Source organism: Capnocytophaga sp. HP1101 (genome assembly GCF_054772415.1).
On record NZ_BPUU01000011.1, the window covers coordinates 31,496 to 51,401 of the forward strand.

Genomic DNA, 19,906 nt, shown 5'->3' on the forward strand with positions numbered 1-19,906 from the left:
TACCAACAAATAATGAAGGTAACCTCCCCCTAGCCCCCTCAATGAGGGGGAATTGTAGCGAAGAAAAGAAGGAATTGTAGCGATAAAAAGATAAAGGTAAAATGGATTTAAATTCTGTTTTGTTTGTTTCGATTAAATGCTTTACCTTTGCAGTTGATATTACCTTATTATTAGAGTGAGCAACTATGAACATCGGTTTTGACGCTAAACGGGCTTTCCATAACACACGCGGACTGGGAAATTACAGTCGGGATTTGATTCGCATACTACAAGAACACAAGGTGGGGCATTTATACCTCTTCAACCCTAAAAAAAAGAATTTTAAAGGAGTGGTGCTTGATAAACACACCACAGAAATCACTCCGCAATCTTTCTTCTGGCGGAAGCTAAAATCATTATGGCGCAGTGTGAAAATCACTGATATAGCGCAACAACTTCCTATTGATATTTATCACGGACTTTCGGGTGAAATCCCTAAAGGCATTTATAAACACGTGCCTACGGTGGTTACTATTCACGACCTTATTTTTATGCGTTACCCCCAATTATATTCGTTTTTTGACAGAAAGATACATTACCGCAAGTTTTTGTATGCTGCGCAACACGCTCAACACATTATTGCGATTAGTGAACAGACCAAACAAGATATCATCACTTATTTAGATGTTCCTGAGGAAAAAATAACGGTGGTATACCAAGGGTGTCATCAAGCGTTTAAGAAAAACTATACCGAAGCACAGAAAGAGGCTATACGCAAAAAATATCATCTTCCTGAAAAATTTGTATTGAACGTAGGCGCTATTGAACCTCGCAAGAATGCCCTTGAGATAGTGAAAGCTATTGAACCTCTACGAGATATTTCGTTAGTTTTGGTAGGCAAACAAACGGCTTATTACCAACAAATAGAGGCGTATTGCGAAGCACACCAACTTAAAGACCGGGTGCAAGCACTTACCAATGTGCCAATGGACGATCTTGCTATTATCTACCAGCTGGCTGAGGTGTTTTGCTATCCTTCGATATTTGAAGGTTTTGGGATTCCTATTATAGAAGCGTTATTTAGCAAAACTCCTGTGATTAGTTCGCAGGGCAGTTGTTTCACAGAGGCAGGAGGGGCGCATTCGGTTTATGTGAACTTGCAAAATGCTGAAGAAGAGATACGTAAAGCCATAGTGCACATTACTACAGATGAGACATTACGCAGACAAATGGTGGAAGAGGGTTACCGATATGCACAGAGTTTTACTGATGAGGCAGTGTATGAAAACTTGACAAAAGTGTATGAAAAAGTAAAAAGTGAGTGGTAAAAGGTAAAAATACGACGGCTCAATACTCATTTAACTTATTGACTTTATGATATATCATAATTTTTTCTTAAAAAAAAGTGAAGAAAAATTTGTTTATATGAAAAACTTCCGTAACTTTGTACTTATTTTTAACACTTATAAAACAATAAAAGATGAGAAAGATGATTTTGTTGATGAGCGTTTTTGCTATGCATCTTGCTATGGCACAGCAACAAAGCTCACCTGACGGCAACGTTGTACTCACTTTTTCACTGAAAGCTGATGGGACACCTTCGTATAAGGTGACTTACAAAAACAAAGCAGTGATCAATGAAAGTACTTTGGGCTTTACTCTTAAAAAAGCCGAACCATTGACCCAAAACTTTAAAGTAGTAGACACCAAAAAGTCTACTTTCAAGGAAACGTGGAAACCTGTATGGGGAGAAGAAAGCGAGATTCTCAACCATTACAACGAACTTCTCGTACAATTACAACAAGAGAAGACCCACCGAAAAATGAACATTCGTTTTCGCGTGTACAATGAGGGAGTGGGCTTCCGCTATGAGTTCCCTTCACAAAAAGAACTCACCTATTTTGTAATAGAGGAAGAACTCTCGCAGTTTGCGATGACCGGAGACCACACCGCTTGGTGGATTCCTGGGGACTACGATACCCAAGAATACGACTATACGGAAAGTAAGCTCTCCGAAATTCGCGGATTGATGAAAGAAGCTGTTACCGAGAACGTATCTCAGTTCGCTTTTTCACCTACCGGCGTACAAACTTCTTTAATGATGAAAACCAAAGACGGCTTGTATATCAATCTTCACGAAGCTGCCTTGGTAGACTACTCGCTAATGAACCTAAACTTAGACGACAAGACTTTCGTCTTCCAATCGTGGCTAACGCCCGATGCACAGGGAGCTAAAGGCTATTTGCAAGCCCCTTGTCACAGTCCTTGGCGTACTATTATGGTGAGTGATGACGCTCGTAAAATCTTAGCGTCACGCCTTATCCTGAACCTCAACGAACCTTGCGCTATTGCCGACACTTCTTGGATTAAACCTGTGAAGTATGTGGGCGTTTGGTGGGAAATGATTACCGGTAAAAACTCTTGGAGTTATACCAACGACCTTCCTGCAGTAGACCTTAATACGGTGGATTACACCAAAACCAAACCTAATGGTACCCACGGCGCTACCAACGAAGAAGTGCGCAAATACATCGATTTTGCAGCAAAACACGGCTTCGACCAAGTGCTTGTGGAAGGTTGGAATATAGGATGGGAAGACTGGTTCGGACACAAAAAGGACTATGTGTTCGACTTTGTAACTCCTTACCCCGACTTCGACCTTAAAGCACTGAACGACTACGCACACTCTAAAGGCGTGAAACTGATGATGCACCACGAAACTTCGGGCTCTACGCGCAACTACGAGCGCCATATGAAAGCCGCTTACGAGTTGATGAACCAATACGGTTACAATGCCGTAAAAAGCGGGTATGTAGGCGATATCCTCCCTGTGGGCGAACACCACTACAGCCAATCGACTATTAACCACTACCTCTATGCGATTAAAGAAGCTGCTAAACACAAAATAATGGTGAATGCGCACGAAGCCGTACGCCCTACCGGTATTTGCCGTACTTACCCAAATATGATAGGTAACGAATCAGCTCGCGGTACTGAGTACGAGGCTTTTGGAGGTAATAAAGTATTCCACACCACTATCTTGCCTTTCACTCGTTTGCAAGGAGGCCCAATGGATTATACTCCTGGTATCTTCGAGACCGAAATGAAGTATGTAAATCCTAATAATAACAGTCAGATACGCAGTACCTTGGCACGCCAATTAGCGTTGTATGTAACAATGTACAGTCCGCTACAAATGGCAGCCGACTTGCCAGAGAACTACGAGAAGCATATGGACGCTTTCCAATTCATTAAAGATGTACCCGTAGATTGGCAAAAGAGTGTGTACCTTGAAGCTGAACCAGGACGTTATATCACCATTGCGCGTAAAGATAAACACAGCAGCGATTGGTACGTAGGTTGTACGGCTCACGAAGGCGGACATACCTCAGAGCTTCTGCTCAACTTCTTAGATAAAGGCAAAAAGTACGAAGCTACTATCTATGCTGATGCTAAAGATGCCAACTGGAAAACGAACCCTAAGGCATACACCATTACTAAACAAAAAGTAAATGCTAAAACCAAATTGAAACTTACCGCTGCTCAAGGCGGTGGCTACGCAATTAGCATTAAAGAAGTGAAATAAAAATAATATTATATGAAAGTAAAAATCAACAGACTACTTTGTACAGTAGTGTTTTTCTTGTGTGTAACCTTTGGTTATGCACAGCAAATCACTGTAAAAGGAACAGTGAAAGACGGCTCTGGACAACCTTTGATGGGTGCCAGTGTGCTTGTAAAAGGTACCTCTCACGGTACTGCTGCCGATTTTGACGGTAATTTTGAGTTAAAAGTAGACAAAGGGGTTACCCTTGTGGTCTCATCAGTAGGCTATAAAAGCCGAGAAGTAGCTGCTAAAGCAGGTACTATGAACATTGTTCTCCAAGAGGATACACAACAATTGGAAGACGTGGTAGTCATTGGGTATGGAGCTATAAAGAAAAAAGACCTTACAGGTTCTGTAAACTTGGTAACCGACAAAGACTTTAACAAAGCTCCTGCCGTAAATGCCGACCAGCTTATCCAAGGTAAAATAGCTGGGGTACAGATGGCTTCTACTGGTGGAGCTCCCGGTGAAGGACAAGTTATCCGTATCCGTGGTAATGGCTCTTTGTCCTTAACTTCTAACCCGCTAATTGTAATTGACGGTGTGCCAATGAACGATGGAGGCGTGGGCGGTTCTCGTAGTATCTTCAACTCTATCAACCCCGAAGATATTGAGAGTATGACCGTGCTAAAAGACGCTTCGTCTACCGCTATCTTTGGTTCACGTGCTGCCAATGGAGTTATTATGATTACCACCAAAAAAGGAAAAGCAAACCAAGATTTGAAGATTAGCTTCAATACTAGCATCGCCCTACAAGATGTAAACAAATACGTAGATGTAATGAATGCTAACCAATTCCGCCAAACAGTAAAAGGATTGAATAACCCTGCTGCCGAAGCGCTCTTAGGAAATGCCGATACTAATTGGCAAAAAGAAATCTACCAAACTGCTCCAATGAGCAATAGTACTTTGGTGCTCTCCGGCGCTTACAAAACTTTGCCTTACCGTGTATCAGTAGGACATTCGTATGCCGATGGGATATTGCGTACCGATAACTTCAAACGTACCAATGCCAAAATTAGTTTGAACCCTACTTTCTTTGATAAATCATTGAAATTAGAATTGAATGCCAATGGTACTTATATGCAAAACCGTTTTGCTAATAAAGATGCTATTGGGGCAGCCGTAGAGTACGACCCTACTCAGTCAGTGTTTGGAGGTCTCGCTAAATATGGAGGTTACCACGCTTGGGTGAACCCTAATAATGGTAGCCGTTACGACTTAGCTCCTAACAACCCTATGGCAATGCTAAAGTTTTTAGACGATTCTTCTAAAGTGTATCGTTTTATTGGGAATGCTAAAGTAGATTATACCTTGCCTTTCTTTAAAGATATTACCGCTAGTGTAAACGTGGGTATTGATTACAGTAAAGGGGAAGGTGATAAAATAACCGACCGCCGTATGCCTACCTCTACTCCTGGTTTCGACGGAGCTAAAACTACTTATACTAATAAAGCTACCAACAAGCTCTTTGATGCTTATATAAACTATATAAAGGACATCAAAGAAACTCATAATATAGGGCTAATGGTAGGACACTCTTATCAGTCATTTGAGTTTGACAATAACTCTACTGATTACTCTTACTTCACTAACCCAGGTGATAACAAAATCGTACCTAACATCGACAAGAATAGAAACGTATTGATGTCTTTCTTTGGTCGTGCAAACTATAGCTATAAGAATCGTTACCTCTTTACCGCTACCCTTCGTGCCGACGCATCTTCTAAACTAAACCCAGACGACCGTTGGGGTTACTTCCCTTCAGTAGCCTTGGCTTGGAACGTGAGCAACGAGAACTTCCTTAAAGACAACAAAACTCTTAACGAACTCAAACTGCGTTTTGGTTATGGTGAAGTAGGGAACGTGAATGGTTTGGGCGACTACCTCTTCCTTACCAATTACACTCGTAGCCAAGACGGAGCTTCTTATCAATTGGGCGATGGTTTCTATCAAACTTACCGTCCTGGGGTAACCAATAAAAACCTACGTTGGGAAGTGGGGAATACCCTCAATGCTGGTATTGATTTTGGCTTGTGGAACAACCTCATCACAGGTACCCTCGATGTGTATCGCAAACAAACCAAAGACCTGATAGCCGAAACCACAATCGACCCCTTTACCAACTTTAAAAACCGTGTAAATGCCAATGTAGGGGATATGGAAAACAAAGGTATTGAACTTGGTTTGACCGTAACTCCTATCCGTAATATTGAGAAGAATATCCGTTGGAGTTTTAATTACAATATCTCTTACAACGAAAATAAGATTACCAAAATGCCCGATGACCAACCCGCCGGAGGTATCTCAGGAGGTACTGGTAACCGTGTACAACTACACCGCGAAGGTGAAACCCCTTACTCTTTCTTTGTATACCAACAAGTGTACGACGCACAAGGCAATCCAGTAGAAAATGCTTTTGTGGATAGAAACGGTAATGGCAAAATAGACGAAGGCGACCGCTACTTGTACAAATCGCCTTTTGCCCCTATAACAATGGGCTTTGGTACCGATTTGAACTACAAGAATTGGGATTTAAACATCACTACCCGTGCAAACATCGGTAACTATGTGTACAATAACACCCAATCACGCTTAGACCAATTCGGCGAAATTACTGCTAACAGTGGTTTCTTGCGCAATATTAAAGCGAATAGTAATTTCCAACGCCATAACGACCAATCGTGGTTAAGCGATTACTACTTAGAGAACGCTTCATTCTTCAAGTTAGATAATATCACCTTAGGTTACACCTTCCCTCATACCGATAAAATGTACATTCGCCTTTATGGTACTGTACAAAATGTATTGACTATTACTAAGTACAGTGGTTTAGATCCTGAAGCATTATCAGTAGATAGTGCTACCAATCGAGCTACTTTTGGTATCGACAACAACCTTTATCCACGCCCTCAAACTTACTTGTTGGGCTTGAATGTTAACTTTTAATGAATATAGAGTATGAAAAAATATATCAAACATAGTATCTTTGGGGTAATATTAGCACTTTCGCTTAGTGCTTGTATGAAAGATTTAGACCAAGAGCCTATAGACCCCGATAGCTTTACTGAAAAAGACGTGTTTAAAAACGCTACTGAAGCTAAAGGTGCCTTAGCTAAAATTTATGCCTCATTATCGCTTACTGGGCAAAAAGGTCCTGCGGGTGATGGCGATATAGCAGGTGCCGATGAAGGTTCTACTGGATACACTCGTATGCAATTCTACTTACAAGTAGCCAGTACCGATGAGGCTATCATTCGCTGGAGTGATGCTGGTGTGCCCGACTTCCACAATATGAGTTGGACACCTGCTAACACCTTTAACAATGCCTATTACAACCGCTTGGGGCAACAAATCGCTTTTGCGAACTCGTTTATAGATAACGCACAAGCCTTAGCTTCTGACCCCGAAGTAGCTTATTATATTGCCGAAGCGCGCTTTATCCGTGCTTATGCTTATTACAACGTAATAGATGCTTTCGGGAAAGCACCTTTGGTAACCTCCTCTAAGGCAGATTTAAAACCTGCTCAAAACACACGTGCCGAACTCTTTAACTTCGTAGAAAGTGAGTTAAAGGATTTAGAGGGCAAACTAAAAGCCGCACGTGCTAATGAATACGGACGTGTAGATGTGGTAGCCGCTCAAGCGCTCCTCGCTCGTTTATACCTCAACGCTAAAGTGTATATAGGACAAGATAAATATACCGATTGTATTACCTATGCTAAAAAGGTAATTGCCTCTTCCTATAGCTTAAACACTACCGATGCCAATAACAATGGTACCGCTTACGACGAGTTGTTCCTTGCCGATAACAACAGCAATGGCGCTCAAAACGAGTTTATATTTTTAGCAAGTTTTGATGGGCTTAATACCAAAACTTTTGGAGGTACAGCTTTCATTATACACGGAGCTACCGGAGGAAATATGAATGCTTCTTCCTTAGGTATTAACGATGGTTGGAGTGGTCTTACAGCTCCTAAAGAATTCGTTAATAAATTTGAGGTATCAGCACGCAATAGTAATAACGAGCCTACCGCTTGGAAAGACAAACGCGCGATGTTCTATACCGATGGACAAACCTATGAGAACACAGACTTGAAAGACTTTACAAAGTCAGGCTATGCCATTACTAAATTCAAGAACATAACCTCTACAGGAGCCGCAGGTAAAGACCCCGAAAAGAAATTCCCCGACACCGATTTACCGCTCATTCGCTTAGCCGAAGTATATCTTACTTATGCTGAAGCCGTGCTACGCGGTGGTACAGGAGGTGATAGAGCTACTGCCTTAGGTTATATCAACCAATTGCGTAGCCGTGCTTATGGTAACGCCTCTGGCAACATAGCCGATAGCAACCTTACCTTAGATTTTATCTTAGACGAACGCGCTCGTGAATTGTACTGGGAAGGATTGCGCCGTACCGACCTTATTCGTTATGGTAAATTTACAGGAGGTGCTTACCTTTGGTCTTTCAAAGGAGGTGCCGCTTCAGGTGTAGCAGTGCCCGATTATAGAAACTTATATCCTATTCCTCAAGATGCACGCACCGCTAATGACAACCTTACTCAAAATACAGGATACTAAAAAGAGAATACTATGAAAAATATACTTAAAACAGCAGCACTATGTATGGGGCTTATCTCATTGGTAGCCTGCGAAAAAGACGAAGAAAAGGCAACCCTTAATGCCGATGCCAAAATAGAGGCTTCCCTATCTACCGACAACGTAGTACTTACACAGGGCACCGCTTCTCAAACAGCTCTTACTGTTTCTTGGGAAACCAAAAACCTCAACATAAACCTTGCTCCTAAATATACCGTTAATTTTGTAAGAAAAGATGGAAAAAAGGAGAAATCTATTTCAGTTGAGAAATCCCCTCTTGCTATCACAGGTAAAGAGTTAAATGACTATCTCATAAGTGATTTAGAAATTACAGCAGGAACAACCACCGAAGTTACCGTAGCAGTAAGATTAGTCCTCAGCGACCAACGTAATTTTTCCTCCGAGCATAAATTGAAAGTAACCCCTTTCCTTGATGAAATCAAACCAAGCGATTGGGGAATAGCTGGTGATGGTGCTAACGGTTGGGATCCAGATAAAGGATTAGATATCAAAATGTGGAAAGGTGACGATGGTGCATTAGTAGCTTATGCTACTTTAAAAACTGGTAGCATCAAATTCCGTAAAGATAATAAATGGGATCTTAATTACGGCGGAAGTAACGGTAAATTAGTGTCTGGAGGAGGTAATATTGCTGTCTTAGCAGGTACTTATAAGATTACTTTCAACGAAAAAGCGCTTACTTATAGTATCGAAAAATACTCTTGGGGTATAGTTGGTAGCGGTGCTAATGGTTGGGACGAAAATAAGGATTTAGACATCAAGTTGTCTTACAATGGTGCTTTTAACCAATGGGAAGCTAAAAATGTTAGTCTAAAGGACGGAGAAATTAAAATCCGTTTAAATAACCAATGGGGTACAAACTTCGGTGCTGATAGCACTGATAACCCAGCAACCGCTCTTAGTGGTAAGCTTAAAGATGGTGGAAATAACATCAAAGTGAGTGCAGGCACTTACAACGTTTCTTTCTCTTTTGATGTAAAAACTAAAGAAGGTACTTACAAGATAGAAAAATTGTAACAGAATACAGGCTGTCCGACACTGTCGGACAGCCTGTATTATATCATTTAAATACCAAAAATATGAAATATTATATATACCTTCTCGCAGGATTGCTCGTCTTTTCCTGCGATAAAAAAGATAATAATGATAACCCTAACCCGCAAGAAGTAAAAGCCCTTGACCTTACTACAATAGACAACGGTAACCGCGTGATGATGCAAGCCTTTTATTGGGATGTAGAACCTCGCGGAGAGTGGTGGAATACCATTACCCCTAAACTCGCCGAATGGAAAGCTAATGGGGTAGACCGCATTTGGCTACCGCCTGCCTCTAAAGGGGCTTCTGGCGGCTACTCTATGGGCTATGACCCTTCCGACTATTTTGACTTTGGCGAATATGACCAACACGGGACGGTAAAAACCCGCTTTGGTTCACGCGCTGAGCTCGAAAATCTCATCAGCAAAGCCCACGAAAATGGCTTGCAAGTAATTGCCGATATTGTTATAGGGCATAATAACGGAGGGGGAGAAGAGTGGAATCCTTACCGCAATAAAAACACCTACACCCTTTTTGACCAAACTCACGGCAATGCCTCAGGAAGATTTAACCGCAACTATGAGTGCTTTCACCCAAATAAATATGCAACTTCTGACGAAGGAGCTGACTTTTACGGGGAACAAGACCTCTCACATAAAGTGCCCTATGTGCGTGAAGAACTTTGGGAAAAAGATAACTCAATGGCTAAGTATTACAAGAATACAATAAAGTTTGACGGTTGGCGTTTTGACTATGTGAAGAGCTTTGGACCTTGGGTTGTAAAAGATTGGCTGAAATCAGTAGGCGGTTTCGCCGTAGGTGAACTGTGGGACGGCAACCCCGAAGTGCTTAAAAAATGGGTAGATGAAAGCGGTGCAAGGGCTTTTGATTTTGCCTGCTTTTATGCTCTTGAAAAGGCGTTAGACCGCAATAAAGATATGCACGAACTGATGACTGATAGTCACCCTATGCTTAGAACCTTACGCCCCGATAAAGCGGTTACTTTTACAGCTAACCACGATACCGAGAAAGACAAAATAGCCGACAATACCATTGCGCCTGATAAAAAACTAATGGCGTACGCCTATATTCTTACCCATAGTGGCTACCCTTGTATTTTCTATTCCGATTACGAAAATGAGGCTTTCAAAGCCAAGCTACAAAAGCTAATGCTCATCAACCGCAGTTTGGCAGTAGGCGAAGAGAAATTTCACTTAGCCTCCAATACGGAGTATGTAGTATCCCGTCTGGGAAATGAGAAAAGCCCAGGGTTAGTCCTTTTTATTAACAATAGCACTCTCCCTGCCAAGCGTACTATCACCACCCATTGGAAAAATAAAACCCTGATGGATTACTCTGGTAATAGTCATTTACTTTTTGTTACCGATAGCGACGGCAATGTAACTATACAAGTACCCGCCAATAGCTACACCGTGTGGTCAATAGGTAAATAACATAAAGTTATACAGATAAAAAAACGAGCTACCTCGCAATGAAGTAGCTCGTTTTTTACTTAAGTTTTAAATCTTCTGTTTAAAACGCTTGTATCTCCAATATACATAAGCTGAGACTACGAGCAATAACAACCAAAGAACATAACTTAAAGGCTTACTTTGGGAGTGTTTTCGTATTTGCTCAGCTTGCTGTATTTCGTGCTTTCGAACTTCAGTTTGAGCACTTGCGTAGGATTGCTTATAAAGAGTAGTATCAGCCTGCTGTAAGCTCTTAGAATGGGCTCTGATAGCTTTTATTTTCACCTTGCCATTGCGTACCCTTATAGTCTCACTATTGCCGTCGCGAGTGCGGGTATAGGTGAGTTCTTTAGCATTACCAAGGCTGTCTTTGTCACTTTCGAGCTCAAGCTCAAAGGACGCATCGGATTGGTCGAACAAAACGGACTTGTGCGACGTGTTGGTAAGGAGCTTAGAGCTATCTTTATATTGGACAAAGTGCTCTTTCTGCACTTGTCGCTCGCTTGTGTTTTCTATTTTTTTAGTTCGGCAAGCAGTGACGATCAAAAGGAGTAACATTAATAATAAAACTCTTTTCATACATAGTTATTTTGCTTGTTCAATCATTTTAATCACTTTCTTCAAAGTTTCAGTGTAGTTGGGTGCCGTAGCATAGCCAGCTTTGGCGACCTCCTCAGCAAACTTATAGGGGTCACTTTTCACTTTCAATGCCTCTGCATAGCGTTTGTTTTTGATGAAGAATTGAGCGTGGTCAGTAAAGCTCTCTTCTGGGGTATCGTACTTTCTGAACCAATCCTTCACCACATACAAATATTTGCCGTCCGCACGCTTAGTAATGCTGATAATTTCAGGAAAAAGTCCCTTTGTTACCATAGGCACGGAAAATACCTCCGTAGTACGCACTAATTGCTTGTTACTTACTGGTGTATCCTTGCTAGCTTTTACACCAAAAAAATTATGCCCAGGAGCGCGCTCACCCCAACTGCTCTCCAACGCAGCTTGTGCTAAGGTAAAGAGGTGCGAGATACCCGTCTTCCTCTCAGAAGCGATGGCGTAAGGCTTGTAGGTAATGATAAAATCTTTTGTTTTCATAAGTCTTTAATTATTAGATTGAGACGGATTGCTAACTTCCGAGTCAATGTCAAAGGTTTTATAAAATTTCTTGTTAATAATTCTGAGTAATACTTGGGCAAACTTATAACCTAAGCTATCTAAGTTCTCAAGCAAGCTCACTATCAACTGTCATATAATAGCGATTAGTACAACCCAGTAGAGCCAATGAAAAGGGTCGAACTCAAACTCTCCAAGCGTAGGGAAATCGGCATTGGCGGAGAAAGTATGCAGTATATAGATAATCACTAAGTAAACACATATCTTTAATAGCATACGCCCTATCTTGCGACTTTCGTGTTTTTCTTTACGGCGATAGGAGGCAGCCGTGCCCGTTATCCATTCAAAAATTAACAGAATGACAAATGCAGTAAGAAACAAATGGTTAAAACCAAAGAGAAAATGAATAGTAGCAAATAAGAGCGACATAATAACATCTATTTTGAAAAAAAGCATTGAAAAAGTGTGTCCAAAGGACGAGTGTAAGAGGTCTTTAAAATCTCTAAACCCAAATCCTTGTAATATGTAATTTAGTTTTGTCATAGTAATAAATAAAATAATTATAAATCCATCAGTAAAAAGGTAACGTAATCACAAAACGTTTAAGAAACTCTTGCGTCATTATAGGAGTGGGTAATGTAAATTCTATTTCATATCTATCTCTTAACTCATCTTTGTTAATTCTATTGTACTTAAAAATAAGTCCATTTTGAGACGTAAACAGATGTTTACCTACCTCTACTGTTATTGAGTCATTCCAGAAATCAGGGTCTGATTTATTATCAAATCTTATTCGTACTCTCATCCATATTTTTTTGATAGGTTCATTTTTAAACGAGATTGCGTTTTTCACCTCTGTAGGAAAATTATGCATTGATACTATTGAGGAGGTGGTATCTACCCACTTATAATTTGTCTTAAGCAAAACAGGAGAATTGTACACAGGTAATAAATATAAATTAGTTTGTGATTCTGTGTCGAAATCAAACCTGCTTAATTCAGGATATATACCGTTATATCCTAACTTTAAATCAATATAAAAAGCAGGTTTAACAAAAGTTTCTCCCCATTGAAAATACTGTATAGGATTCATCTCTTTCTCTTGTTTTTAGATTTCAAGTAATTCCAAAAAGCAAACCTCTTTCTTGTTTTTAAATACTTAAGGTTATCTTCATTCTCGTAAGCCTCTCTTTCAAAGACGATATTAAGATAGGCAAGATTTGCAGATTTGTAAATAAAAATCTTCCTCAACCAATCCAACACATACCACACATAAAAAAGTAATACTAACAACTCCTTCTGCTGTTTTATGTGAATGCTTTCGTGATTGATAAGAACTTTGTCGTGTTTATCGCTATCATTCCTTACGAATATAAAGGGATAGAGCGTAATTGCTCTATACCCTTGTGGGACAAAAAATGTATTTTTTCTTATCAAAGCCATTTATTATCTATTTTGTTGTTTTTTAAAGTTAAATATTTCTTATATCAATGTAACAATCGTTTTCGTAGATAGAAATCACTGCTGTAGAGCCTTTCTTACCGTTGAACGTAGTATCTCCCGTGTAGATGATGCTCTTACCTGCACAAGTGAAGGTTACCTGTCCGCCATCAAACACTTTTCTAAAAGATACTGAACCCATATTTTGAATAGCAGAGAGGTCAATAGAACAAGCTACTGTGACAAATATCACTTGATTTTGATGGTCTACTCTAAGAGTAGTATTTCCCTCACATTTAGCCCCCTCTCTATATACATCAGAGAACCACGCTAAATCTCTAAACTTACCTCCGTCATCGTTAAATCTATTGCTATCAACCAAATTTCTTACACCTATACGAGTGGCAGGATACCAATCAGATTTATAAAACTCCAAAGAAGAGGCTGAACCGTTAGATAGAAGATTAACATATATACCAGAACCGCCTCCAAATTCAGTTTTATAAACACCTGCGGGTCTTTGTTTGAATGTGCTTAATTCCGAAGTTTGGATTTCTCCTTTGTAAAAATTAAAATCTTCAGGAGCAGGAGACCAATCAGTAGATATATTTCCTCTTTCAAGTTTTAATAATTCAAAATCATACTCAGTACTACTTCCATCTGTATGAACATTAAAATTACTATATTGTTTTGTAACTTCAAATGGTTTACCACTATATACTTGTGTAGATTGCTCCCAACTGCCATTCCATAGGAAAAAAAGTACATCTTTTTCCTTATGGTTTTTATACGTAAAAATATAAGTTTTACCAATTTCTAACGGTTGTGATAAATTGTATGTTTCTACAAAACCAGGAGACGTCATAGTTTTTGTTATTCTATGCTTGGATTGTAGAATTAAATTCCTCCCACCTATCTGTAGATTACTAACAGCTTTTTTTAAAGCTTCCGATAAATCAGCAGGACTTCCTTCAATATCTCCCCACTTGTGTTTATGGTTCTTATCAGCTTTCTCGTCAATAAGTTTTTTTAGGTCTTGAGCCGTACCCGTATAATCTCCTTTTGGTAAGAGTCCCGAAATATCTACTTGATGAAGGCTCTCTAACTTCTCTTTATATTCATTAGTAAAGTCATTAGAAGTTAATTCTTTTCCTTCTACTTTGTCCACTTTTTGGTCAAACAACACCTTATGCGCCTCTGTATCGTTTAGGTGATTACTCAATTGCTCAGCCGAAGCCGTCCCTTCTACAAGTTTATCTAAGCCGTCTACGCTTGCCATTGGTATCTTTTCGCTCTTGTGCCAAAAACTATCTAACCACGCCCAAAACTGCTCTTGTGTGGGTTTTTTAAGGTTAGAAAACCACTGCTTTAATGTTTCTATTGCTGTCATAATATTATTTTATTGTATAAATTAAAATCCTACAAACTCTATATAACGAATTACTCGGTAAGGAGGCATATTATTGTGAGATTGATCGTTACCCTTTATTTCACTAGTTCTTTTCTTATAATAAAGAATATTATTATCTTGGTCTTTTGCCCCTGGTATTCTTGTCCCTATATCATCCCATCCATCTAAAAAATTTCCTCTTTTTAAAATTTCTAATCTATCATTATAACTAACATTTTCAACAGTTATAGTATCCTTATATAAATGATTATGGCTAGGCATTTCAGCAATAGTTAGTCTATGCATTTTTTCTCCTCCTACCTTACCTATCACTCCTAAATCATTATCGGCAATATCTTGCCCTACAGCCATACGTCCTCGTAAAGGTTCATACTCTCGCCAGCCTTCTGGTAAAGGAATATTAGCTGGTTTTCCCCAAATAGCCACCAATCCCAAAGGTACCGTTTTCTTTACACGTTCCTCCAATTTCTCCAAGCGTTTCAGTAAAGAGGTTTCTTCTGTAAATGATTTCTCCTCTATTTGTCTGTTACTTAATACCCGCTTAAAGTTCGCCCACGGATAACTCTTTGTACTACTGCCAAAAGTAGCTACTTTCTCCACAAGTACTGTTTTCTGTGAGCCGTCTTCAAAAATTTTAGAAGTGTTCACTTCTTTAATAAACACGTGAGAGCCAAGAGTCGTGCCTTGAAAAGGATATACCTCTCCTTCAATGGCTACTACTCCGTCTGACACCGTGTTCCCTACTACTTCACACCCCGAAAGAATGACTAAATCTCCTGAAATACCACTCATTGCATTGAATATCTTATAAGCATTCTGCATATAACTTAATACATCAGTAGTTAGTGGGAAGCCTCCCGTTTGGTTTACATTAATACTGTTCATAATATTCTATACTTCTATAATATATCGTTTACTCGCTAATTTGTAAAAGTTTATTAGGGCTTCTATCTCAAAGAAACGGTATTTACCCATTTCACTTGTAGGAGTCTTCTTCGCCTCCCATATCTCCAAAGGTATCTTTACAATAAAATCTACTCCTGTGTCGCTGTAATCTACCTCACGATGTAAATACATAGTCCCTAAAAATTTCGGTTTTTGTTCTCCTTCAGTATAAAGATACTGTCCTTTATACTGATTACCGTCCCATATGCGTATACGCCGTTGCTCATTATCAAATGCATCATTTAGTGCTTTGCGTAAATAACATACTTGTCCATTCAGTCCAAGTTTTTTAATATCCAAATTTCTCTTCTGAATAAAATCATAATGCAACTGACTGATAGGTGCACTAAGCATTCTTATCCACCCTACCATCTTTAACTTTCTCAAAAAGGAAGGTATAAGTAGAATGACCAATTTTTCTATATTGAAATTAAATATCATTTTGTGATGTATTTTATTTGTGAAGCATTCCAATCTACCTCAAAGTAACCACTTTGTGGTATTTGGGTAACTCCTATGTTTTGTAATGCTCCATAGCCTTTGGTCTCAGGGTCTATCCACGCTGTCTTGAGCTCTTTTAAGTGTGGTATTTTCACTCCATTCGCTTGTTGCAAAGCATCTACAAGATGGGCTACTATGAGCTCTCCGTTAAAAGGTAAGTTTTTAAGATAGCCCTCTATGGCTTCTTGTATAGGGCGTTTGCCGTAAAGCACATCGCTTCCATTGCTATCCAATACTAATGGGTCGTATACACATCAAGGTTTAGTACGAGCTTATCTGGCAGATAATTAATAACCGTAGTACGCACTCCTGCATCTTTAATTTCTGATAAATAACTGCTGAAAGCATTTTGCTCATCTGATGTAATAGGCTGTAACCTTCCTCCGTTTTCAGTGGCTATCTTTACTATCAACCTACCGTCATTGCTTTCCACTACGGCTGAATATTTTATAATTTTACTCGCCTCTACCTGTGCGTCTGTCTTACCTTTGTTGTTAAACTTATCGCTGTCGGGTAAGAGGTCAAAGCCATACTGAAAAGCAAGCGCTTTACTTCTATACCAGCGTGCCGTATGAGGTTTTAATTCAGTAAGACGCTTGTCTACATCTGCCCTATGTAAGTCAAATAACTTCTCTAAGCTCCAAATAGCTACCGAGATAATATACACCCACAGTCGCCATACGGCTACTCTTGAGTTTGAGTTAAGTGCGTTAAGCGCATCTTCTCGCTCTTTCGCATTATAGATAATCTGTTGTATTTCTTGTATTGTACGTGCCATAATTCCGTAAATAGTGAAAAGTGAATAATTACTGTCCGTCGTGGCTCACGACAAAATCTAAGTTTATCGCCCATATGCTAATACCTCCTTGACGTTCGCTTATCTTCTTGTCCTCTTGCGTAAAAGCAGTTGCAGGCTGTATCTTCTTTGCGATGTAGTAAGTCAAAATATCATTATTAGTGAATGTTTCTGTAGGTATTGTTAATACTTCCCCTGCTACCACATCATCGGTAATACTCAAATCGTTGAGCATTGCCAATTCAAAGACACTTTCAATAGTTCCTGTATACTGTAAAGCAAGGTCTAAAAGACTCTGATTATGTAAAACTGTTACTTGCATTACTCTCTTGATTTTCCATTTAGTTGCTTGTATTTCTTGAGTTCGGTCAGTAGCCCTTCAACAGAGTTTTCTAAATCTTTAATACGCTGATTGGCTTTCTTGAGCTCCTCAATAGCACTTGCGTATTTAGCCCCTAAATCTTCTATCATCTCTCGATAGATTTTCACAGCTTTATCCACATTCTCAAGTTCGCTAGTCTGTAGTTCCATCCGTTGCTTAGGTCTACCAAAAAACCAACCCACTACTCCCGATAGTACCATTCCTATAAACGATACAAAATGCTCTTTAAGCCCTTCTATAATTACTTCCATTGTATAAATTATTAATCTGTTTATCTGCTAATTTATTGCCCGTACGGCTCACGTTGCCCGTACGGCTCGTACCTAATTGATTGTTCCTTTCCCCATACCAGTAGTAACTCCTGTATAAGTACCTGCCAATACGGATATGCCCGCTTGCACTGTTACCTCTCCACTCTTTACATAAGCTTCAATAAGTGAGGCAAGTCTTTCAGCATATTCTTCTATTCCTGCTTCTGTTTTAGTAAGCATTTCTTGTTGCAAGTGTATAATCCCTGCTTTTAGTGCTTGTTTATCTAATGCCATAATCTCAATCTGCTAATAATTCATTTATCTTATTGTTAATCTCCTCAAACTTTGCTGCGTTGTTTGGGGCAAAGTTCCCCACTCCCGCAGGTGTTTGTATCACTGCGTTTTTAAGCTCTGTTAAAAGCTCGTTTAAAATGCTCTTAAAATTCACCTCTCCGCGTTGCAAATGCAAGCCTGCTTTGTCTATGGTAAGCTGTGTTTCCTCTATCCGTAAGCTCACGCTCTCAATCTCGCTATATGCTACCACATAGTAGCGGTTCTCATCTTCCCCAATCGAAGCTATCAGCACACTACTACCCTCCTTGGGGAAGAGATAAAACCGCTCAGCATTGTCGTTAATCACCGAAGCTAATCGCACGGTATATTCTAGCCCGTCGTCTTTCACCACACACGTGCCTTGCGTTTTGTCTACCGACACTACTTCTACCGCTATGGTAGGGGTCTTGCGTTTCCCTATCTGCCTAAGCCCCTCGGCTAATGCTCTGTCTATACTCATAATTTTGCTCCTATGGTTACTTGTCGGCGTGCCCCATTACGTCCGAAGGTAATCTCTACCTTCTTAATGAAGTAATGATCGTCAATCTCTTTCATTTCTTGATCTATGATATGAGCCTGCATACCCCTTGTTGCAAAAGGCACTAAGAAGCTCGTAAGCGTACCGTCAAAGCCGTCGTATTTCAATCTCTCCACCTCCGCCTTTGCCATTGCTCGTAGCTTTGCCTCATCACTCACTACCGAAGTATAAAAAGTTCTTAGCTCTCCCTCTGCATCTCCCTCTTCTACCGTATTCCTTTGGTTGTTTTTGTCGATATAAGTGTAACGCACTTTCAGCTTGCGCTCCTCCTTAGTCCGGTACTCCAAGTCATTCGCTACAATATTCTCATTAAGGTCATAGCGCGCCGTTTGTCCTATATTGGTGAGCTCCGAGAGCCCCGCGTATAGCTTACCTTCATCGTTGATAAACACGCTTAGCCTAAACTCCTCTTTAAGTTTTTCCAATACCTGCGTACCGTTGGCATTCCTTATAATCCACTGCTCTAAAGGCATTTGTGGTATATTCTCCGCCAATGTAACAGACGTGTCTTTCACTACCTCTTGCAATACCTCTTTGAGCGTTGTCTTCTGCCACGACTTGCTAACATTCTTACGCCTTAGCAAATACATAGCATCTTCACATTCTATGCTCACGGGTATGTTGGGCTTGACTTTCTTTACATAGCCTTCAAACTCTACTCCGCTGTATATCCCTTCATAAGCAAGGGTAACGCTCACTTTATCTCCTGCTTTAATTGCCTTTTCCGTATAGAGGCTTTCGCCCCTTTTGTCCACTTTAAAATGGGTAGGCAATTCAATAGTGCAGGTGTCGGCAAGCTCATCTACTGATTTGGTGATTTTCACGCTGTGCACCGTCCTAAAAGTGTAATCGCCTATCTTAATAATCGCTTGTAATACAAACATCAGTATAAATTGTTAAGTTGGGTTCTCTTCTCGTCTAATTCCGCATAAAAGTCCATATCCGATACCGCTTTGATGGTGTACTTCTGTATGCCTTCCTCGCCTTCCATCTCCTCAAAGCTAATATCTTTGAGCACGATGTTGTGAATGTCAAAAAGAGTAAAAAGCTTATTACCTATCACTTCCAAACTCTCATTCTTTTCAAACAATTTATTGAGGCTTTGCACTTGTGTTGTAGGATACTGGTCAGGGTTTCGTGGGTCTACACACAATCCCCTAATAGTAATTTGCCAATCTTCGGTTGCGATATACTCTTTCACCTTACCTTTACGGTGCTTACCTACGGTTGCCGTCTCTACAATGGTTTTAGTAAGCGAAAAACTCACCAAAGGCTCATTGGGGAAAACCGTCTGCTCTCCCGATTTATCAGCCACTTTTAGCGTCATAAAATACTGACTCCCATTACTGCGTGCCTCACTAATATTAGACAAACTCGGCAGTACAAATTTCGTCTTGTTGTTTGCCCACCACTGTGGGAATGCTGGACCTACATAATCCAGAAAAGCCCGTGCGGTGAGTTCTTTTATATCAAATTCCATAAG

19 protein-coding genes and 1 pseudogene are annotated in these 19,906 nt (G+C 40.0%); 6 read left to right on the top strand and 14 right to left on the bottom strand.

The window, feature by feature from the left end; genetic code table 11:
• The first annotated feature begins 185 nt into the window (after positions 1-185).
• From RCZ04_RS08515 to RCZ04_RS08540, 6 genes are all read left to right on the top strand, one after another.
• Entirely contained in the window at positions 186-1,307 is a 1,122-nt protein-coding gene (locus RCZ04_RS08515) for a glycosyltransferase family 4 protein (protein ID WP_460485618.1), read from the top strand.
• 152 nt (positions 1,308-1,459) lie between these two features.
• A complete protein-coding gene (locus RCZ04_RS08520; RefSeq protein WP_460485619.1) occupies positions 1,460-3,565 on the top strand; it encodes a glycoside hydrolase family 97 protein in 2,106 nt (701 codons plus the stop codon).
• A gap of 12 nt (positions 3,566-3,577) precedes the next feature.
• On the top strand, positions 3,578-6,535 hold the full coding sequence (locus RCZ04_RS08525; protein ID WP_460485620.1) for a SusC/RagA family TonB-linked outer membrane protein: 2,958 nt from the start codon (positions 3,578-3,580) through the stop codon (positions 6,533-6,535).
• Between the two features lie 12 nt (positions 6,536-6,547).
• Positions 6,548-8,170: a RagB/SusD family nutrient uptake outer membrane protein gene (locus tag RCZ04_RS08530; RefSeq protein ID WP_002674129.1), complete on the top strand. Its 1,623-nt coding sequence runs from the start codon at positions 6,548-6,550 to the stop codon at positions 8,168-8,170.
• A 12-nt stretch (positions 8,171-8,182) separates the two neighbouring features.
• Positions 8,183-9,226 carry a SusE domain-containing protein gene (locus RCZ04_RS08535; protein ID WP_460485621.1) on the top strand — a complete coding sequence of 348 codons (1,044 nt, stop codon included), beginning with the start codon at positions 8,183-8,185 and terminating at the stop codon, positions 9,224-9,226.
• A gap of 62 nt (positions 9,227-9,288) precedes the next feature.
• The gene (locus tag RCZ04_RS08540) at positions 9,289-10,698 is read left to right on the top strand and encodes an alpha-amylase (protein WP_460485622.1); all 1,410 of its coding nucleotides are present in this window, start codon (positions 9,289-9,291) and stop codon (positions 10,696-10,698) included.
• Between the two features lie 66 nt (positions 10,699-10,764).
• Here RCZ04_RS08540 and RCZ04_RS08545 read toward each other — a convergent pair whose 3' ends face one another.
• From RCZ04_RS08545 to RCZ04_RS08610, 14 genes and pseudogenes are all read right to left on the bottom strand, one after another.
• Positions 10,765-11,295, bottom strand: a complete 531-nt coding sequence (locus tag RCZ04_RS08545; protein WP_460485623.1) for a hypothetical protein — start codon at positions 11,293-11,295, stop codon at positions 10,765-10,767.
• Between the two features lie 6 nt (positions 11,296-11,301).
• Positions 11,302-11,808 carry a glycoside hydrolase family 73 protein gene (locus RCZ04_RS08550; protein ID WP_460485624.1) on the bottom strand — a complete coding sequence of 169 codons (507 nt, stop codon included), beginning with the start codon at positions 11,806-11,808 and terminating at the stop codon, positions 11,302-11,304.
• A gap of 150 nt (positions 11,809-11,958) precedes the next feature.
• Complete coding sequence (locus RCZ04_RS08555) at positions 11,959-12,369, bottom strand: phage holin family protein (RefSeq protein ID WP_460485625.1); 411 nt, start codon at positions 12,367-12,369, stop codon at positions 11,959-11,961.
• A 28-nt stretch (positions 12,370-12,397) separates the two neighbouring features.
• Positions 12,398-12,919, bottom strand: coding sequence for a hypothetical protein (locus RCZ04_RS08560; RefSeq protein ID WP_460485626.1), 522 nt, complete (start codon positions 12,917-12,919; stop codon positions 12,398-12,400).
• Between the two features lie 378 nt (positions 12,920-13,297).
• Positions 13,298-14,656 (bottom strand): hypothetical protein, encoded by a 1,359-nt coding sequence (locus RCZ04_RS08565; protein ID WP_460485627.1) that lies wholly within the window; start codon positions 14,654-14,656, stop codon positions 13,298-13,300.
• Positions 14,657-14,677: 21 nt separating this feature from the next.
• On the bottom strand, positions 14,678-15,562 hold the full coding sequence (locus tag RCZ04_RS08570) for a hypothetical protein (protein ID WP_460485628.1): 885 nt from the start codon (positions 15,560-15,562) through the stop codon (positions 14,678-14,680).
• Between the two features lie 6 nt (positions 15,563-15,568).
• Entirely contained in the window at positions 15,569-16,063 is a 495-nt protein-coding gene (locus RCZ04_RS08575) for a hypothetical protein (protein WP_460485629.1), read from the bottom strand.
• Positions 16,060-16,901: pseudogene (locus tag RCZ04_RS08580) on the bottom strand (nucleotidyltransferase). The gene RCZ04_RS08575 and the pseudogene RCZ04_RS08580 overlap by 4 nt, the downstream one beginning before the upstream one ends.
• 28 nt (positions 16,902-16,929) lie before the next feature.
• Positions 16,930-17,241: a hypothetical protein gene (locus RCZ04_RS08585; protein WP_460485630.1), complete on the bottom strand. Its 312-nt coding sequence runs from the start codon at positions 17,239-17,241 to the stop codon at positions 16,930-16,932.
• On the bottom strand, positions 17,241-17,552 hold the full coding sequence (locus RCZ04_RS08590; RefSeq protein WP_460485631.1) for a cell wall anchor protein: 312 nt from the start codon (positions 17,550-17,552) through the stop codon (positions 17,241-17,243). Before RCZ04_RS08590 ends, RCZ04_RS08585 begins: the two co-directional genes overlap by 1 nt.
• 72 nt (positions 17,553-17,624) lie before the next feature.
• Complete coding sequence (locus RCZ04_RS08595) at positions 17,625-17,846, bottom strand: hypothetical protein (RefSeq protein WP_460485632.1); 222 nt, start codon at positions 17,844-17,846, stop codon at positions 17,625-17,627.
• 4 nt (positions 17,847-17,850) lie between these two features.
• The gene (locus RCZ04_RS08600; RefSeq protein WP_460485633.1) at positions 17,851-18,345 is read right to left on the bottom strand and encodes a hypothetical protein; all 495 of its coding nucleotides are present in this window, start codon (positions 18,343-18,345) and stop codon (positions 17,851-17,853) included.
• Entirely contained in the window at positions 18,342-19,307 is a 966-nt protein-coding gene (locus RCZ04_RS08605; protein WP_460485634.1) for a late control protein, read from the bottom strand. Before RCZ04_RS08605 ends, RCZ04_RS08600 begins: the two co-directional genes overlap by 4 nt.
• Entirely contained in the window at positions 19,307-19,903 is a 597-nt protein-coding gene (locus tag RCZ04_RS08610) for a DUF6046 domain-containing protein (RefSeq protein ID WP_460485635.1), read from the bottom strand. Before RCZ04_RS08610 ends, RCZ04_RS08605 begins: the two co-directional genes overlap by 1 nt.
• Positions 19,904-19,906: the final 3 nt, after the last annotated feature.

What these genes read in the sequence shown, in the direction of transcription:
- RCZ04_RS08570 (WP_460485628.1), bottom strand. Translation starts at nt 15,562, where the DNA reads ATGAACAGTATTAATGTAAACCAAACGGGAGGCTTCCCACTAACTACT.
- RCZ04_RS08605 (WP_460485634.1), bottom strand. Translation starts at nt 19,307, where the DNA reads ATGTTTGTATTACAAGCGATTATTAAGATAGGCGATTACACTTTTAGG.
- RCZ04_RS08530 (WP_002674129.1), top strand. Translation starts at nt 6,548, where the DNA reads ATGAAAAAATATATCAAACATAGTATCTTTGGGGTAATATTAGCACTT.
- RCZ04_RS08585 (WP_460485630.1), bottom strand. Translation starts at nt 17,241, where the DNA reads ATGCAAGTAACAGTTTTACATAATCAGAGTCTTTTAGACCTTGCTTTA.
- RCZ04_RS08545 (WP_460485623.1), bottom strand. Translation starts at nt 11,295, where the DNA reads ATGAAAAGAGTTTTATTATTAATGTTACTCCTTTTGATCGTCACTGCT.
- RCZ04_RS08565 (WP_460485627.1), bottom strand. Translation starts at nt 14,656, where the DNA reads ATGACAGCAATAGAAACATTAAAGCAGTGGTTTTCTAACCTTAAAAAA.
- RCZ04_RS08540 (WP_460485622.1), top strand. Translation starts at nt 9,289, where the DNA reads ATGAAATATTATATATACCTTCTCGCAGGATTGCTCGTCTTTTCCTGC.
- RCZ04_RS08610 (WP_460485635.1), bottom strand. Translation starts at nt 19,903, where the DNA reads ATGGAATTTGATATAAAAGAACTCACCGCACGGGCTTTTCTGGATTAT.
- RCZ04_RS08520 (WP_460485619.1), top strand. Translation starts at nt 1,460, where the DNA reads ATGAGAAAGATGATTTTGTTGATGAGCGTTTTTGCTATGCATCTTGCT.
- RCZ04_RS08515 (WP_460485618.1), top strand. Translation starts at nt 186, where the DNA reads ATGAACATCGGTTTTGACGCTAAACGGGCTTTCCATAACACACGCGGA.
- RCZ04_RS08600 (WP_460485633.1), bottom strand. Translation starts at nt 18,345, where the DNA reads ATGAGTATAGACAGAGCATTAGCCGAGGGGCTTAGGCAGATAGGGAAA.
- RCZ04_RS08595 (WP_460485632.1), bottom strand. Translation starts at nt 17,846, where the DNA reads ATGGCATTAGATAAACAAGCACTAAAAGCAGGGATTATACACTTGCAA.
- RCZ04_RS08575 (WP_460485629.1), bottom strand. Translation starts at nt 16,063, where the DNA reads ATGATATTTAATTTCAATATAGAAAAATTGGTCATTCTACTTATACCT.
- RCZ04_RS08590 (WP_460485631.1), bottom strand. Translation starts at nt 17,552, where the DNA reads ATGGAAGTAATTATAGAAGGGCTTAAAGAGCATTTTGTATCGTTTATA.
- RCZ04_RS08535 (WP_460485621.1), top strand. Translation starts at nt 8,183, where the DNA reads ATGAAAAATATACTTAAAACAGCAGCACTATGTATGGGGCTTATCTCA.
- RCZ04_RS08550 (WP_460485624.1), bottom strand. Translation starts at nt 11,808, where the DNA reads ATGAAAACAAAAGATTTTATCATTACCTACAAGCCTTACGCCATCGCT.
- RCZ04_RS08555 (WP_460485625.1), bottom strand. Translation starts at nt 12,369, where the DNA reads ATGACAAAACTAAATTACATATTACAAGGATTTGGGTTTAGAGATTTT.
- RCZ04_RS08560 (WP_460485626.1), bottom strand. Translation starts at nt 12,919, where the DNA reads ATGAATCCTATACAGTATTTTCAATGGGGAGAAACTTTTGTTAAACCT.
- RCZ04_RS08525 (WP_460485620.1), top strand. Translation starts at nt 3,578, where the DNA reads ATGAAAGTAAAAATCAACAGACTACTTTGTACAGTAGTGTTTTTCTTG.